This window comes from Spirillospora sp. NPDC048819 (assembly GCF_040650055.1).
GTDB lineage: Bacteria > Actinomycetota > Actinomycetes > Streptosporangiales > Streptosporangiaceae > Spirillospora.
The window spans coordinates 1-14,185 of the sequence record NZ_JBEZGN010000051.1 but is presented as its reverse complement, the minus strand read 5'-3'; the positions used below and the strand labels follow the sequence as shown (position 1 = coordinate 14,185).

At 67.3% G+C, this 14,185-nt stretch carries 14 protein-coding genes; 4 read left to right on the top strand and 10 right to left on the bottom strand.

Going from position 1 to position 14,185, the window contains the following annotated elements; all coding sequences use genetic code 11:
* Nucleotides 1-155 precede the first annotated feature (155 nt).
* From AB0C35_RS41380 to AB0C35_RS41370, 3 genes are all read left to right on the top strand, one after another.
* Nucleotides 156-431, top strand: a complete 276-nt coding sequence (locus tag AB0C35_RS41380; protein ID WP_358468503.1) for a type I restriction-modification system subunit M N-terminal domain-containing protein — start codon at nt 156-158, stop codon at nt 429-431.
* 59 nt (nt 432-490) lie between these two features.
* The gene (locus AB0C35_RS41375; RefSeq protein ID WP_358468500.1) at nt 491-1,732 is read left to right on the top strand and encodes an IS256 family transposase; all 1,242 of its coding nucleotides are present in this window, start codon (nt 491-493) and stop codon (nt 1,730-1,732) included.
* Between the two features lie 176 nt (nt 1,733-1,908).
* Nucleotides 1,909-4,824: an N-6 DNA methylase gene (locus tag AB0C35_RS41370; RefSeq protein WP_358468497.1), complete on the top strand. Its 2,916-nt coding sequence runs from the start codon at nt 1,909-1,911 to the stop codon at nt 4,822-4,824.
* Here AB0C35_RS41370 and AB0C35_RS41365 read toward each other — a convergent pair.
* The 10 genes from AB0C35_RS41365 to AB0C35_RS41320 all read right to left on the bottom strand — a co-directional run bounded on the left by AB0C35_RS41365 (nt 4,805) and on the right by AB0C35_RS41320 (nt 13,823).
* Nucleotides 4,805-5,077, bottom strand: a complete 273-nt coding sequence (locus tag AB0C35_RS41365) for a hypothetical protein (protein WP_358468494.1) — start codon at nt 5,075-5,077, stop codon at nt 4,805-4,807. The two genes, AB0C35_RS41370 and AB0C35_RS41365, sit on opposite strands and share 20 nt — an antisense overlap.
* Before the next feature lie 637 nt (nt 5,078-5,714).
* Complete coding sequence (locus AB0C35_RS41360; protein WP_358468491.1) at nt 5,715-7,202, bottom strand: hypothetical protein; 1,488 nt, start codon at nt 7,200-7,202, stop codon at nt 5,715-5,717.
* Nucleotides 7,203-7,226: 24 nt separating this feature from the next.
* Nucleotides 7,227-7,610: a hypothetical protein gene (locus AB0C35_RS41355; protein WP_358468488.1), complete on the bottom strand. Its 384-nt coding sequence runs from the start codon at nt 7,608-7,610 to the stop codon at nt 7,227-7,229.
* A gap of 158 nt (nt 7,611-7,768) precedes the next feature.
* Nucleotides 7,769-8,497 (bottom strand): hypothetical protein, encoded by a 729-nt coding sequence (locus AB0C35_RS41350; RefSeq protein ID WP_358468485.1) that lies wholly within the window; start codon nt 8,495-8,497, stop codon nt 7,769-7,771.
* A 6-nt stretch (nt 8,498-8,503) separates the two neighbouring features.
* On the bottom strand, nt 8,504-8,815 hold the full coding sequence (locus AB0C35_RS41345) for a hypothetical protein (RefSeq protein ID WP_358468482.1): 312 nt from the start codon (nt 8,813-8,815) through the stop codon (nt 8,504-8,506).
* Nucleotides 8,816-9,048: 233 nt separating this feature from the next.
* Complete coding sequence (locus AB0C35_RS41340; protein ID WP_358468479.1) at nt 9,049-9,885, bottom strand: hypothetical protein; 837 nt, start codon at nt 9,883-9,885, stop codon at nt 9,049-9,051.
* Between the two features lie 28 nt (nt 9,886-9,913).
* Nucleotides 9,914-10,738 (bottom strand): hypothetical protein, encoded by an 825-nt coding sequence (locus AB0C35_RS41335; protein ID WP_358468477.1) that lies wholly within the window; start codon nt 10,736-10,738, stop codon nt 9,914-9,916.
* Nucleotides 10,739-10,776: 38 nt separating this feature from the next.
* Nucleotides 10,777-11,562: a hypothetical protein gene (locus AB0C35_RS41330; protein WP_358468474.1), complete on the bottom strand. Its 786-nt coding sequence runs from the start codon at nt 11,560-11,562 to the stop codon at nt 10,777-10,779.
* A complete protein-coding gene (locus AB0C35_RS41325) occupies nt 11,559-11,960 on the bottom strand; it encodes a DUF4913 domain-containing protein (protein ID WP_358468472.1) in 402 nt (133 codons plus the stop codon). The genes AB0C35_RS41330 and AB0C35_RS41325 overlap by 4 nt, the downstream gene beginning before the upstream one ends.
* Nucleotides 11,961-12,017: 57 nt before the next feature.
* Nucleotides 12,018-13,823: a TraM recognition domain-containing protein gene (locus tag AB0C35_RS41320; RefSeq protein WP_358468469.1), complete on the bottom strand. Its 1,806-nt coding sequence runs from the start codon at nt 13,821-13,823 to the stop codon at nt 12,018-12,020.
* A gap of 65 nt (nt 13,824-13,888) precedes the next feature.
* On the opposite strand from AB0C35_RS41320, the gene AB0C35_RS41315 reads away from it, so the two are divergent.
* Nucleotides 13,889-14,185 (top strand): DUF6000 family protein (locus AB0C35_RS41315; protein ID WP_358468466.1); only part of this gene is annotated, 297 nt, incomplete at its 3' end.

The following is a 14,185-nucleotide window of genomic DNA, read 5'->3' as shown; positions in this document are numbered from 1 at the left end:
AAGATTTTCGGTCGGGCGGGCGAGGGTAGCCCGTTACAACACGTGACAGACATGATGGCCTGGTCGCGCTACGCAACAGCGCACGCCAGCGCACTGTGGGATGAGACGATGAGCGACGCCCAGGCGGCGGAAGATCACCAGGATGGGGAGGGGCAGTGGTCGGGGACGGGAACCATGGGCTGGCGGATGCCATTTGGTCTGTGGCAGATCTGCTGAGGAGCCAGATCAGGACGAGCGAGTACGGCAGCGTAATCCTGCCTTTCACGGTATTGCGCCGGGTGGACTGTCTTCGCCAGCAGGGGACAACGCCCAGGCCGATCGATGAAGGTGCCACAAGTTGCCAGGACGGTCCCGGTGACTCAAGTGCCGTTGGGTTGCGTCCACGGAGGTGGTGTACGAGTTTGACCTGGTCAGAGGGCGTGGCGTCGTGACGTGAGACGGCCATCGCGTGATCCTTCGAATCGACCAAGACCGAAGGAGAGGAAACGCGATGGCCGTGGACAACAGTGTGGACCCTGCGGGGTGGCTGGCCGAGCAGATCGGGGCGTGTGAGCCCGATGTGTTGCGGTCGATGGTCAAGACGATGGCCGAGGCGCTCATGTCAGCGGAGGCCGACTCGGTCTGCGGCGCCGGCTACGGGCAGCGATCCGATGAGCGGGTCAACCGCCGCAACGGCTACCGGCTGCGGGACTGGGACACCCGGGCCGGCACCGTGGAGCTGGCGATCCCGAAGCTGCGGTCGGGCTCGTACTTCCCCGAGTGGCTGCTGGAGCGCCGTCGCCGGGCCGAGCAGGCACTGGTGTCGGTGGTGGCCACCTCGTATCTGCTGGGCGTCTCGACGCGGCGGGTGGACAAGCTGGTGGAGCAGATGGGTATCAAGGGCATCTCCAAAAGCCAGGTCTCGGAGATGTCCAAGGTGCTGGACGCGCAGGTGGCCGCGTTCCGCAACCGTCCTTTGGAGGGCGGCCCGTATGCGTTCGTGTGGGTGGACGCCCTGACCCAGAAGGTCCGTGAGGGCGGCCGCATCGTCAACGTGCACGTGTTGGTGGCCACCGGAGTCAACGCCGACGGGCACCGCGAGATCCTCGGCGTCGAGGTCACCTCGGCCGAAGACGGCGCCGGCTGGGTGGCGTTCCTGCGCGGCCTGGTCGCCCGCGGCCTGTCCGGGGTGCAGCTGGTCATCTCCGACGCCCACCGCGGCCTGGTGGAGGCGATCGCCGCCACGCTGCCGGGCGCGGGCTGGCAGCGGTGCCGCACCCACTACCTGCGCAACCTGCTCACCAAAGTGCCCAAGAGCGCGCAGCCGTGGGTGGCGACACTGGTGCGCACCATCTTCGACCAGCCCGCCGCCGAAGAAGTGGCCGCCCAGCACGCCCGGGTCGTGGACTCCCTGGCGGCCAAGCATCCCGACGCCGCCGAACACCTGGACCGGGCCAGACCCGATCTGCTGGCCTTCACCGCCTTCCCACGCCAGCTGTGGCGGCAGATCTGGTCCAACAATCCCCAGGAGCGTCTGAACAAGGAGATCCGGCGCCGCACCGACGTGGTCGGGATCTTCCCCGACCGGACCGCGATCGTCCGCCTCGTCGGCGCGGTGCTGATGGAACAGACCGACGAATGGACCGAAGCCCGCCGCTACATGGGCCTGGAATTCCTGGCCAAAGCCCGCCTGCGCGTCATCGACGGAGCGACACCCGACCCCACGATCGACAACCGAGAACTCACCGCTTAACCTGCAGAAACAGGATCACGCGAAGATCAACTCTTACACCACTCCGCTGGACGTGACCTGCCGTTGAAGGTCTCGGTGGGCTGCTGCGGGGTTCTGAGGCTGGTACAGCACAAGATGCCGAGACGTTTCTCGCCGACGAGATAGACCGTCTCGCACGGGGTTTCCCCGAAGACGTTGTGGACGTGCTGGATTCTTTCCACTTCGCGGCGACGATCCGTCGCCTGGCGAACGTGCGATTGTTGCGGCAGGTAGTGTCGCGGTTCGCCGCACTCGATCTGAGTCATGCAGCCGTCCCCGAGCGGCAGATGGACCGGGCATTCGAGGAGGTGCTGCGGCGTTTCACCAAGATGTTGGACGTCTCGGGCGAGCACACAAGCCCGCAGGATGTGACCACGTTGGCCGCTCAGCTCGTGATTGGCCCGGATGTCGCGGCGCTGACCCGTACTTCTGCCCCGATTCGCGTGTACGACCCGTGCTGCGGCACCGGCGGCATGTTCTCGGCCGTCGAGGTCCTCGTTCGGGATCTGGATACGCCCTCCGAATTGGTCGTCGCCGGCCAGGAAGTGAATCAACTGGCATATGCTACGGCGCGCTCTGTGCAGCTGATGAAGGGCTTGGATCCAGGTGGTCTTGTATACGGTGATGTCCTTGTAGACGACCGGTACAGCGGCGAGACGTTCGACTACCTACTGGCGGCTCCGCCGTTCGGCGCCTCCTGGAAGCGCCAGCAGGAGGCGGTGATGCAGGAGGCTCGGGAATTGGGGTTCGCCGGACGCTTCGGAGCGGGGTTGCCGAGCGTGAGCGACAGTTCCCTGTTGTTCGTCCAGAACCTGGTTGCTCATATGCGGCCTGCCGAGCAGGGCGGTGCTCGCGCCGCCGTCCTACTCAACGCCTCACCCCTCTACCGGGGCGGTGCGGGTTCCGGTGAGTCGGAGATCCGGCGATGGCTGCTGGAGCGGGACCTCTTGGAGGCTGTAATCGCTCTGCCCGGGCACCTCTTGCCGAACACGGGGATTTCCACGTACATCTGGCTGCTATCGAACCGTAAGCCGTCTTGGCTGCGCGGCAAGGTCATCGTCCTGGACGCACGCAGACGGTACGCGACGAAGCGTGGATTAGTGGGAAACAAGCGCAACTACCTTACCGACCAGGACATCACCGAGATAGTGCGGCGGTACGAGAAGGCGCGCGGTGGCGCATCGAGCGGAGACCCAACCGCCGACAGCGAGGACACCGCGCTGCTGCTCGATGCCAGTGACGCCGGCTATCGCGAGGTCACCATTGACCAACCGCTGCGGCAACACTTTACAGTCAACGCTACCGCCCTCGCAGCCGTGGAGTCGGCGAAGCCGCTGACCCGTTTCGACGGGGCGGATTTCCTGGTGCGCGCACTGCGCTCACTAAACGGCCAGACCTGGACGACCTGGGCCGCCTTCGAGAGCGCCCTTTCGACGGCCCTCAAAGATGCAGGCCTACCGGGCGAGCTCACCAATCTGCTGTGGCGCCTCGTCCGCAAAGCAGTCGCAGTCTCGAATCCCGCCGGGGAAGTCCAAAGGGACGAGCGGGGGCGGATCCTTCCGGACCTTACATTGCGTGTCCGCCAGCGGGTGCCCCTGCACCAGGATGTGCAAGAGTTCCTGCAACGCGAGGTAGCTGCCCAGTACCCGGACGCGCATGCCAACCTCGATACGGTCAAGACCGGATACTCGCTGCCTCAGGCTCCCTTCCTCACCAGCCGGCCTGGTACTGGCTTCGGACCGCTGTCCAAGGTAGCGCGGCAGATACGGAGCCGTTCGCTCACCCAGCGGGACAGGCAGGGCAAGCCCCTGCTTCGCGGTCACGACCTCCACACGGCCAACACTGCGGCAGATCTTTCGGACGCCACCGAGACGGAACAACCGCTGACTGCATGCACCGGGGGCGACGTAGTGGGACAGTTCGGCAACTGGCGCCTGCTCCCGCCCGAGTTCGGGGACGCGCTGACACCGCTGACCGTGTTGCGCCCGACCGGCGACTGCGGGCGCGCCCTCTGCGAGTGGCTACGCACCCGGATGGGCGAGGAAGGCGCCGTAATTCCCCGTCTGTCCATCCACGCGCTCGCGCCAGTCGCGCTCATCAAGGACAGCACATTCAACGGGCTCCTAGAGGATCTCGAGGCGGGTAGGGCGGCCCTCGCTGCCACCACGTCTCGGGTCCTACCGAATGTTTTCCGTGACCCGCGCGCAAGCGTCGGTGAAATGCGCCGCACCGCCCGCGCCGCCGCATCCGACGCGCGCATCATCGGAGAACTCGTCTCCCCGCTGGAAGACCCCGTATGGCGAGCCGAGTGGAGCTATCCATACCACGTGGCAGCACTGGCACGGCAATATCGCACCACCGCTCCTCTCGCCCAGCGCAAGGACGCCCTGCTTAAACTCGGAGAGAGCGTGGCACGCTGTGTCGGCATCCTCGCCCTCGCGGTCCTGATTCGCCGTCAGCATGCCTTCACTAGAAGGCTGCGCGATCCCTTCACACGGGGTGATGGAGCCACCTTCGGAATGTGGCACAAGCGGATCACGACGCTAGTCGAGGCTGGCCCCGTTCCCGAACTTCCTGAGTTGGAGGGTGCGCTAGACATCGTTGGAGAACTCGGACCGCTGAGCCAACTGCTCGCGGTGAGGAATCACTCCGGGCACAAGACCAGGGTGCAACCGGAGCACGAGCTGGAGCGCGAGGTCAACGCTCTCGAGCCTGTGGTCGTGGCCGCTCTGGAGGCAGTGGGGTGGCTCTCCGGTCTCCACTGGGACCTAGTCGACACGTGCGCATACACCGGCAACGGAGGATTCACGCTATTTGGGCGACGTTTGCGAGGAAGCCACCCAGACTGGGAGCCCTTCGAGCGTCCAAGCGCTGGCACCGTGGAACCAAACCGTATCTATGTGCAGGGTCCCTCATCTGCGGAGTCGCTGGAACTATGGCCCATCGCAAGGGTCGAGGTGTGTACGGGTTGCGACGCGCGGGAGCTGTTCCTGCTGCACAAGATCGAGGAGAAGGAGCGACTGATGACCCTGCGCTGTGGCAGGGACCATGAGGTCAAGCGGGCAATCGGCTAGGTGATTGTATTCGATCGGGTGAGCATCCCCAGGGCCCTGTGGCGGCGTCGGCGGTTGTGGAAGATCTCAGGTACTCGAAGATCGCGTGCGCCCCGACCAGCTCCTGCGCCGCCTGGCCGGCGACCGTGACGCGGCCCGCATCACCCGGCACCGCCGCCCGCGCGATCTGCGCATCCGACAGGTAGCCCCGCTCAAACAGCCCGGCCGCCTCCAGCCGCAGCGCCTCCCGCCGCGCCCGCTCCACAGCGGTCAACCTGCCGCCCTCGCCAATACCGCATCCATCAGAGGTAACCCGGCCACAACCGGCAGGCCACTAACCAAGGAGGCCGCACTCGGTAACTCTAACTATTGAAGTTCTCTAGCCCCGCATCGTCGGCACGAAACCGACAACGCGGACCAGACTTGGCCACTGGCGTTAAAGTCACCGCCCGGCGCGACGAGACCCGCCCGGACCGGAACCAAGATGCGGCTGTACGTCGGGGCTGAGTCCAAAAGGGTCCCTAAGCCGCGTCTGCGCTATCGGGAACGGGAGTGGCCAAGCCAACGCCCCCCGGCAGAGCTGAGACAATCACCGGGGGCGTTGCCGTCGCTCTACCGGGCGAGCCCAGCACCGCAAGGGCGCGATGGGCCCGGAAGTATGCCTGCGTGCGGGCCGGTTTGTACCTCTTGGGCTCCAGCGACTTCAGGGACCCGCCCTTCGGCCGCCAATGCCATGCGATCGGGTGCTGCCCTGCGCGTACGCTGAGCACGGCCGGATCCGGGAGGTCGAGATCGACCTGACTGATCCAGTGTGGGTGGCAGTCGAAGCGGCTGCCTCCGCGATCACGTCTGGGGCTTGGCCGTCGGTGTGGCAGGCATGCTCCGTCCGATGGCACTCACCGTCGCGCACATCAGCGCATAAAGGGTTTTCTGGTGAGGGAAATAGAGGTCGGTGCGGGAGAGTGCCGCAGGGTGGACGAGTGTGGATCTTCAACGCGGTTGGTGGCGGAGGTCGGGAACTCGTCGGCGGCCAGGGAAGCCTGGGTTTGTTCGTTGGTGACGGCTCGGCAGATTATGAGGCGTACATCGTCGGGGTGGGCTTGGGGATCTGGGGTTAGGGCTTGGGTTGCTTGGCCGAGTGTGGTTATCGCTTGGCGTCCTACGGCTTCTGCTGCGTCGTAGGACTTGGATAGTTGGCGTGCTGATGCTGGGACGCGTGGCATGTGGGTTGGGTGTTCGCGCTGTTTATGGAGGATTCCTAGTACTGCTGCGTCGTTGATGGCGGCGCGGTGGTTGGCTGCGAGGGTGTTGCAGACCTCGATGGTTTTCAGGGCGACGGTGGCGATGCGGGCGGCTTGGGTGAGGGTTGGGGCTATTTCTTCGGGTGGCTTCATTCGGTAGGAGGCGCGGGGGGTTGGTGTCCAGGCGGGGTCGGCGTGGATGAGGCGGCCGAGGCGGATGATGAGGTCGCCTGCGTCGGTTGCTGGGCCGTTGGCGGGATAACCGTGGTGGTTTGTTTGTTCGTCCCAGCGCCGAACGATCTCCTTCCATTTCTTTTTCATCCGTTTTGTGGCTGTGGCTGCTTCTTGAAGAGCTGATCGGTGATCGGGCTCGTCTATCTCTTTCATGCGGTAGATGAGTTGTTGGATGGTTTTGACGTTGAGGTCGCAGGTGATGGCTGCTGCCCTGGCGAGGTAGCGCCAGGTCGTGACCGAGGTCAGGGAACTGGGGTTGCTGAGGCGGCGAATGCTCGCGTCGATTCCGGCCAGTGCTTGAGTGTCGTTTTCGCTGATCACGGGTGGGATGCGAGGGGGTGTGTGGCGGATTGGGATGGCGGTGATGGGCAGTGGTGCTTGGTTCTCGCTGTAGATGCGGGCAAGGACTGCAGCCTTCAGCAGGAGTGTGCCGGCCTGGTCGGAGGGCGGCGTGGTGTGCCTGGAGAGGTGACCGATGGTGGCGGTGTGGGTGCTGAGCTGGAGCAGCAGGGAACGGGCGGTGTCGGGGGCCGCGATCACGACGGCGTCGGCTGACGTTGCCTCGTCGGGGGCGGCGGGGAAGTGGGTGGACAGGAGGTCGAGTCCGCAGCCGAGGGCGATGGAGGTGGCGCGGAGTTTCTGGGCCAAGGCGGATTTTGGTGTTTCCGTGTCGGCGGGCGGGCCGAGAAGGTGTTCGGCTTGCCTGATGAGGGCGCCGGCGCGGCGCGCGCCGTCCCGCACGTCGGCGGAGGCGGGGTGCGGGACGCCGAAGCCGTCGGCGATCTGGTCGTGGTAGCGGGCCAGGACGCGGGTGAGGCGGGCGAGTTCGGGTGGGGTGGTGCGGCTGCGCAGGTCGCGGGCGAGGCGTTTGGTGTGGAGTTGGTGTTGGAGGTCGGTGAGGTGTTCGTTGGCGAGTGCGGTCAACTCCCCGAAGGTGGCCACGGGCGGCTACCGAAGGGTGTCGCGGAGGCGTCCGGCGTGCAGGGCCGCTTGCAGGCAGGCCATCTTGTCGTCGGGATCGGCGGCCAGTTCGGCGGCTCGGACGAGGTTTTGGGAGATCTTGCGAGCAAGGTCGAAGAGGGCGTCGGCGGTGGAGTTGAGGTCGGTGTGGCCGGTGGGCGGTGCGGAGCGCAGGGATGGGGCTTGGCGTAGGGCTTGGTGGGCTTGGACGGCTTCGCCTTCGGCCATGCCCCAGGCGATGAAGCCGTCGGGCTGCTGGGCGGCGTAGGAGGTAAGGACGCGTTCGGCGTGGGCAAGGTCGTTGAGGGCGTTGTCGAGGATTTCGGTGAACCATGTGTGCCGGACGTCGGCGTGCTGGTGTTCGTGGGTCATCGCGGTGTCCTCCAGGGGACGGGTGGATGGTGGTTGTCGCTGACCAGCACAGGTTGGCGCGGGTCGGGGTGCGGTGGCCGCAGGTCGCGCGGGTTGTGGATAGTGCGGGCAGTCGGTCAGGTGGCGGATGTCGGGCCTGGCGCGGGAGATGGCATCGGCTAATCGCGGTTGCGGTGCGGCGGTGGCGCGGGGAGGTGGTTGATGGCGGTGGGAAACTTTGCGGCTGCGGCGCTGGTGCTGGTGCTGGTGCTGGACGGTTGATGCCTGTTGGCGCGAGGGCGCGGGGCGAGTTCGTTGTGCAGGCGGGTTTCGGTGATACCGCTCCACGAACTCAGCGCGGCCAGGAGCCGCCTGCGGTCGCTTTCGAGGGTGTGCCGGGTGGAGTCTGGTGTGTCGGCGAGCCGGGCGGTGATGGTGATGTAGAGCTGTTCGGCCTGGTCGGCATGGTGAATGGTGCCCAGGATCGTCTGCGTGGCCGGGAAGTCGGGTGCGGGCGCGAGGTGGGCGGCGGGTTCGGCGTAGACGTAGGGGATGCCGGGGACGGCGACGAGGAAGGACGTTTCGCTGTCGGGACTGGTGGTCTGCCAGCCGATGACGGTGCCGCACCGGTCGTGCTGGCGGGTGAGGCGCGCCTGGTCGCCGATCTTGTACGGGGCGTCCTCGGCGACTTCTGAGGCGTTGATGGCGCGGCCGGTGCTGAGCACGCCGGAGAAGTCGATGCCGTGGTGGCTGGCGTAGTGCTCCAGGTCGCAGAGCAGCGCGGCGAGCAGGGCTTCGGCGTAGAACGCGTCGTGTTGCAGGAGCGAGGGTTTGCCGGGGAAGGCATCGTGTTCGTAGGCGGTCAGGGCGTGGGTGGCGCGGTCGATGCGCTTGGTGGTGTGGGTCATTCGCGCCTACCTCATGGCCGCGTGGACGTGGCCGGCGTGGTGGGCGGCTCTCAGGCAGGCCACCCGGTCGGCTGGCTCGGTGGTCTTGGAGGCGACGTTGAGGATCGCTTCGGCGACGACCATCACCAGGGCGGCGATGGCCTCGGCGAACTTGTCCGCGTCGGCGTCGGTCATGGAGCGTTCGGGCCAGGCGAGGGTGGGCGCCTCGGCCAGCGCCCACCAGGCGTCGGTCGCCTCGGCGAGCGCGGTCTGGTAGGCGTCCTCGGGATCGCTCTGGGCGAGAACGGTGGTGGCGCGTTCGATGAGTTGCAGGCCCATGAAGGCGGCGGTGAGGAGCGCGGGCAGGGAGTCGGCGGTCTTGATCTGCTGGGCGGCGTAGTCGAAGAAGTGCTTCAGCGGAACCTCCAGGTGTCGCGGCGTCCGAGCTCCGATGAGTGATGCGGACGCAGGATAATGCTTAAAGTTGATGAGTGTGAGTTTGGTTGCTCATGGGATGCGGATCAACTGTGGTGATGTGGGTGTCGTGGTGAGTTCGGGCAGGTGGAGCTGGATTATCGGTGGCGGTGGTTGCGCGTGTCGGCAGGGGCTGCAGGGCGCGGTGGCGGTGCAGGAGTGGGGTGGTGTCCGGCGAGTCCCTGGGCCAATGGGATGGGGAAGTCCTGTGCGGCGAGCTGGGCGGGGCTCAGCGGTGTGTCCGTGACCGGGGTCTTGGGAGGCGTGGCGGCGAGGCGTGGTTCGATCTTGGCCAGGAGCAGGTCGGTGACGCTGCGCTTGTCCATGCCGTTCCAGGCCACCAGGGCGTCGAGCAGGATGTGGTGATCGTCGAGGTCGTCCTGCCGGGGCCGGAGGCCGCTGAGGTCGGCGTCCCCGATCCGGCCCATGGCCGCGACGAGGGTCTCCTCGGCCCGCAGCGGGTCGTTGATGACCCCTTGGGTAGTGGACGTGGCGGGAAACGGCGAGGCTGGTTCCAGGTCGGCGCCGATGATGGTGCGGCTGGTGGTCTCGCCGAGGAATTGGACGTCGTACTCGGTCGGGCCGTCGTGAGGGACCAGGAGCCCGGTGACGGTGCCGCGGGTCGGCTGGCCCAGCAGGATCGCTTCGTCGGCGGCCGGACCGTCGAGTTGGACGGTCGAGCCGATGGCGAAGACGTCCGGGCTGTTGCGCTCGCTGAGGTAGTAGCCGTTGGCCTGGGCGAGGATGTCGTTGAATTCCAGGCCGCGGTGCTCGGCGTAGTGCATGAGGTCGATCAGCAGATCGCCGAGGAGTTCGCGGGCGTGGGCACCGTTGCTGCGGTGGTCGAGGTGTTCGGTCTCCTCGAAGAGCGCCTGGAAGGAGTCCAAGGCGGCGGCTCCGAACTCGGCGAACTCTGCGGCGCCGGCTTCGGCCATACAACCTCCAAAAGGGTTCGACGGACGGTCAAAGGCGGTGCTTGCGCTGCTTAGGCGGGTGGTCCGGCTTGGGCCTGGTCGTTGGCGGCGGTTCGTCGGACGGGAGGGGATCCGGCCGCTGGGGGAACTCGGTTGCCGCCAGCCGGGCTGCGGCGTCCGGTCCGGGACGTCCCCTCGCCGTTCTCTGGGCGGCGTTCATGACGCGGTCGTAGAGGTGATGCATGATCGCCTCAGGCTGGCCACCGGACCAGCGCCCCAGCCTCATGGTCAGTTGCGCGAGGTCGGTGAGCGCCTGCTCGTCGGCGACCAGGCCGTTGTTAGCTGCGCGCTTGAGCCGGACGGCGATGGCGATGATCAGCGATTCGGCGTCGCGGGCGTGGGAGACGGCTCCGGCCGTCCGAGTGGGAAGGGGCAGTATTGAATCGGCCGGTTCCAGTTCGGACGCGGCGACGTGCAGGCCCTGGTTGATGCCGGGGACGCGCACCGTGCATTGCGGTTCGCCGTTGGGTGCGGTGGCGAGGGCGGTGATGAAGCCGCGCCATAGCGGGTAGCGCGGCTTGGCGCCCGTGGCGGTGCGTTGCTGCCGGAACTGGACCTCGGCGCCGAGCCGGAAGCTGTGGCTCGGGTCGTGGTCGTGCCCGCCGCGGTCGAGGTGCTGCTGGTGAAGCTCGGCGAACGTGTCGTGCACGTCCAGGCCGCGGCGGCTGGCGTAGCGGGCGAGTTGCTCGATGAGGGACTCGATGAGCGGCTCGGCCAATAGCGGGTCGGTGCGGTGGCCATCGCTTTCATCGGGCAGAAGCTGCTGCTGGTAGGCGTCGAGCGCGGCGGCGACGGCCTCATCAGGGTCGGCCATTCAAGATCTCCAAGGTCGAAGATGTGCGGGTTCGGGTGTCACGGCAGCCGGGGACGCGGGCGGGTCTCCGGGTGCTCGGGATGCCTGGGCGGTGCCGCGGCGGGTTGCTCACCGGCCAACAGGGCGGCGATGTCGTTGGGGAAGGAGGCGGCGGCGCGCCGGGCGGGAGACAGTCCGTCCGGCAGCGGGTGGATCTCACCGGCCCGGTAGCGGAGATGGCGCAACACCCACTCGGGTTTGGTGCCCGCCCAGGCGGCCAGCGCGGCCGACAGTTCGGCCAGGTCCGCCAGCACCAGCGGGTCGGTATCGGGTTGCTGTTGCGGCAGGCGCTTGATGATCTCGGTGGTGGTGTCCTCGGCCTCTAGGGCGGAGTAGGCGATCCCGCAGGTACGGGTGAGGAGAGGAACCATTTGGGTGGCCGGTTCCAGCTGCGATGTGGTGGTGTGCTGAGGATCGATGACCCCAGGGATGCGCAGCACGCATTCGGCGTCCTGGCCGGGGCCGGAGGACTTCAGTTCGGTGATGAACCCCCGGTAGGGCTCGGCCCTGTGGTCGCGGAACTGGACCTCGGTATTGAGGCGGAAGCTGTAGCGGGGGTTGGTCAGGGCGCCGCCGCGGTCGATGCGGGCCTGGACGAGCGCGTCCAGCAGGTCGGCCACGTCCAGGTGGTTGCCTTCGCCGTAGTTGATGAGGTCGACGACCAGGGAGTGCAGGAGTCCTTCGGCTTCGGCTCGGTCGGTGCGGTGACCGTTGGCCAGGTCGCCGAACAGGTGCTGTTGGTAGGCGTCCAGGGCAAGCGCGGCGGCGTTCATGCGTTCGGTCATGCGTGCACCGCAACCGGGTCGCCGGAGCCGGCCCCGAGCCACCCGGCGGGGACGGCCACCGTGCGGGCCTCGTGCGGGGTCAGGTGCTCGTTCTCGGTGCATTGGTAGAAGGGGCCGCGCGGTCCGAGCAGGACAGGGAGTTGGTGGTCGAGGTGGTCGCGGTACCACAGCGCCATGCCGGTGGCGCCCTGCAGGCGCATTGCTTCCCAGGCGAACCACAGGGCGGTGAGCCGGGAGATGGCCTCGCCGTGGCGCCACCATTGGGCGCACCAGCGGAATTCGCCGCCGAGGGTGCGCCGGTACATCGGGACGAAGTGCTGGGTTACCCAGGCGGTGACGTCCGGGTACAGCGACTCGGGACGATTGCTGTGCGCAGCTGGCGTGTTGGGGTTGGGCATCGAGCCTCCATAGCTGTGGATTGGTGCATGTGAAGGCCCCTTTCTCGTGGACGTGGGTTACGGCGTGGATGGGCTGTCTGGGTGGTTGTAGTGGCGGCGGGCGGCGTCGGCGATGGCGTTGTCGGCGGTCGTGATGGCCTGGGTGATGGGGGCGGCGTGGGGCCCGGTGTACCAGGGGCGTAGCCGGATGAGTGCGGGTTTGGTGCCGGTGGCCAGGAGGAGGGCGGTGCCGGTGGGCAGGGCGCGGATGTCGGCGGCTTCGAGGATTTCCTGGCGGCGCAGGGAGATCTGTTCGCTGGCGCGTCCGTCGTTGTAGGTGATGGAGCGGACGGGGACGTCGTGCTGGCCGATGAGGGTGGCCAGGTCGCGGACCAGGCGGGGTGAGTCGATGCCGGCGCCGATGAGTTTGCGGGTGGCGGCGCCCCAGAGCGCGGCCATGCCGGGTTCGCCCCAGACGGTGACGCCTTGTTCGTAGCTTTGCAGGATGGTGACGGGGATGATGCCGCGGGAGCCGAGGTGGGAGTACAGCTGGGGCAGGTCGGCGATGCGGCAGATGTTGGCGGCCTCGTCCAGCGCGACGATCAGCGGCGGGTCGAGGCGTCCGCCGGCTTGTTCGGCGCGGCGTTCGGCGGCGCGCATGGTGGTGTCGGTGAGCGCGGCGATCAGCGGCGCGGCGGCCGACAGCGATTTGGACAGCAGGTAGAGGGTGTCGCGGGAGGCGGCGAACGCGTCGGGGTCGAGGGCGGGCAGGTCGCGGTCCGGGGTGACCCAGGCGAGGATTTCCTGGTCGCGGAGTGCTTTGGCGGCGGTGCGGGCGGTCTGGTAGATCCCGTCGCGGGTTTCGACGGCGCCGTTCTGGGTGCCTTTGAGCGAGGAGGCCATCAACTGGAACCCGGCCTGCTGGAGCAGTTCGATCGGGGTGGGGACGGCGGGCTCGTCCAGCCATCGGGCGACGTGATGCAGTGAGCGGCCGGAGGTCGCGGCGGCGAGGAACAGTGCGGACAGTAGGTCTTGTGCGGCCGGTCCCCACAGGTCCTTCTTTTGGCCGTCGTCGACGGTGAGGACGAAGTGCCCGGCGAGGCGGTGCGCGTCCTCGACGGTGGACAGTCCGGCGAGCGGGTTCCACCACCAGTTTTGCGGTTGGTAGGTGATGTGCTGCGGGTCGAACAGCCAGGTCTGTCCGCCGGTGCGGTCGGCGCGGACGGTGGCGATCGCCGACCACAGGTCGGCCTTGTTGCTGGTGGCGATGACCGGCCCGGGCGCGGACAGTACGTGCGGGATCGACTGGGTGGTCGTCTTGCCCGAGCGCGGTGCCATGAACGCCACGACCGTGTCCTCGAACGAGGCGAACAACGTCGGGCCGCTACGGTCACCCGGGAGCAGGACGTCTCCCAGGACGAGGCCGATGTCGCCGCGCTCCAGATCCTGGGTGGCGGACTTGGCGAGTGAGCGGCGCAGCGCGATCGCCTTCTCGGCAGTCGCCTCGGGCTGAAGCGCCGTGAGGCCGGGGTTGTCGGCGAGTGCGGCGACGGGATCCCCAGGCTGTGGAAAACGTTTCGCGATGCGCAACCACACCGCCCAGATCCCGTACACCAGCGCGGCGATGAACAGCACGAGGATGAGCAGGACCAGCGGTGTAGGTGTTCCCGGCCAGGCCACATCGGTGTCTCCCCGGATGAGGGCGGCGGCGAAGTCGGACCCGAAGGGCATGACCGTCCCGCCGGTGGCGGTGGCGCAGAGCTTCGCGGCGGCCCACACCACCCACAGCCCGACGATGGGCGTCCAGCAGACGGCGAGCACAAGCCACCCGGCCCCCGCATTGGAATGCCACAGCGACGCCTTGGGGCCCAGCGCCCGCGTCATGCGCCGCCCCTGATCGCCTGGGCGGTGTCCTCAGCCCGTAGCCGCGTGTGTGGCAGGATCCCGCCATGAGCCAGGGGCCCCAGCGCGACGAGGGCAATGAAGAACCGATTCGCCGCTACGTCCACGCACTCTCGGACCCGGAGGAGCCTCGTTGGCGGGAACTTCTTCACGGCAACTTCGAGAGTCAGCCTGAGACCGAACGCAGGCCCTTCCTTCACACTCTGGCGAGAGACGCCCGACAGATCACCGACACCGACCTTGAGTTCCTGCTGTATCCAGGGCAGCTCGCCGGCTGGCGTGAGCGGCTCACGGCTGCCTGGCTCATTGGGCTGAGCCGACGCACCCGATTCCGCGAATCCCTT

Excerpts from the sequence above, each read along its gene's own strand:
- AB0C35_RS41375 (WP_358468500.1), top strand. The coding sequence starts at position 491 with ATGGCCGTGGACAACAGTGTGGACCCTGCGGGGTGGCTGGCCGAGCAG.
- AB0C35_RS41355 (WP_358468488.1), bottom strand. The coding sequence starts at position 7,610 with ATGACCCACGAACACCAGCACGCCGACGTCCGGCACACATGGTTCACC.
- AB0C35_RS41350 (WP_358468485.1), bottom strand. The coding sequence starts at position 8,497 with ATGACCCACACCACCAAGCGCATCGACCGCGCCACCCACGCCCTGACC.
- AB0C35_RS41345 (WP_358468482.1), bottom strand. The coding sequence starts at position 8,815 with ATGGGCCTGCAACTCATCGAACGCGCCACCACCGTTCTCGCCCAGAGC.
- AB0C35_RS41340 (WP_358468479.1), bottom strand. The coding sequence starts at position 9,885 with ATGGCCGAAGCCGGCGCCGCAGAGTTCGCCGAGTTCGGAGCCGCCGCC.
- AB0C35_RS41335 (WP_358468477.1), bottom strand. The coding sequence starts at position 10,738 with ATGGCCGACCCTGATGAGGCCGTCGCCGCCGCGCTCGACGCCTACCAG.
- AB0C35_RS41330 (WP_358468474.1), bottom strand. The coding sequence starts at position 11,562 with ATGACCGAACGCATGAACGCCGCCGCGCTTGCCCTGGACGCCTACCAA.
- AB0C35_RS41325 (WP_358468472.1), bottom strand. The coding sequence starts at position 11,960 with ATGCCCAACCCCAACACGCCAGCTGCGCACAGCAATCGTCCCGAGTCG.
- AB0C35_RS41320 (WP_358468469.1), bottom strand. The coding sequence starts at position 13,823 with ATGACGCGGGCGCTGGGCCCCAAGGCGTCGCTGTGGCATTCCAATGCG.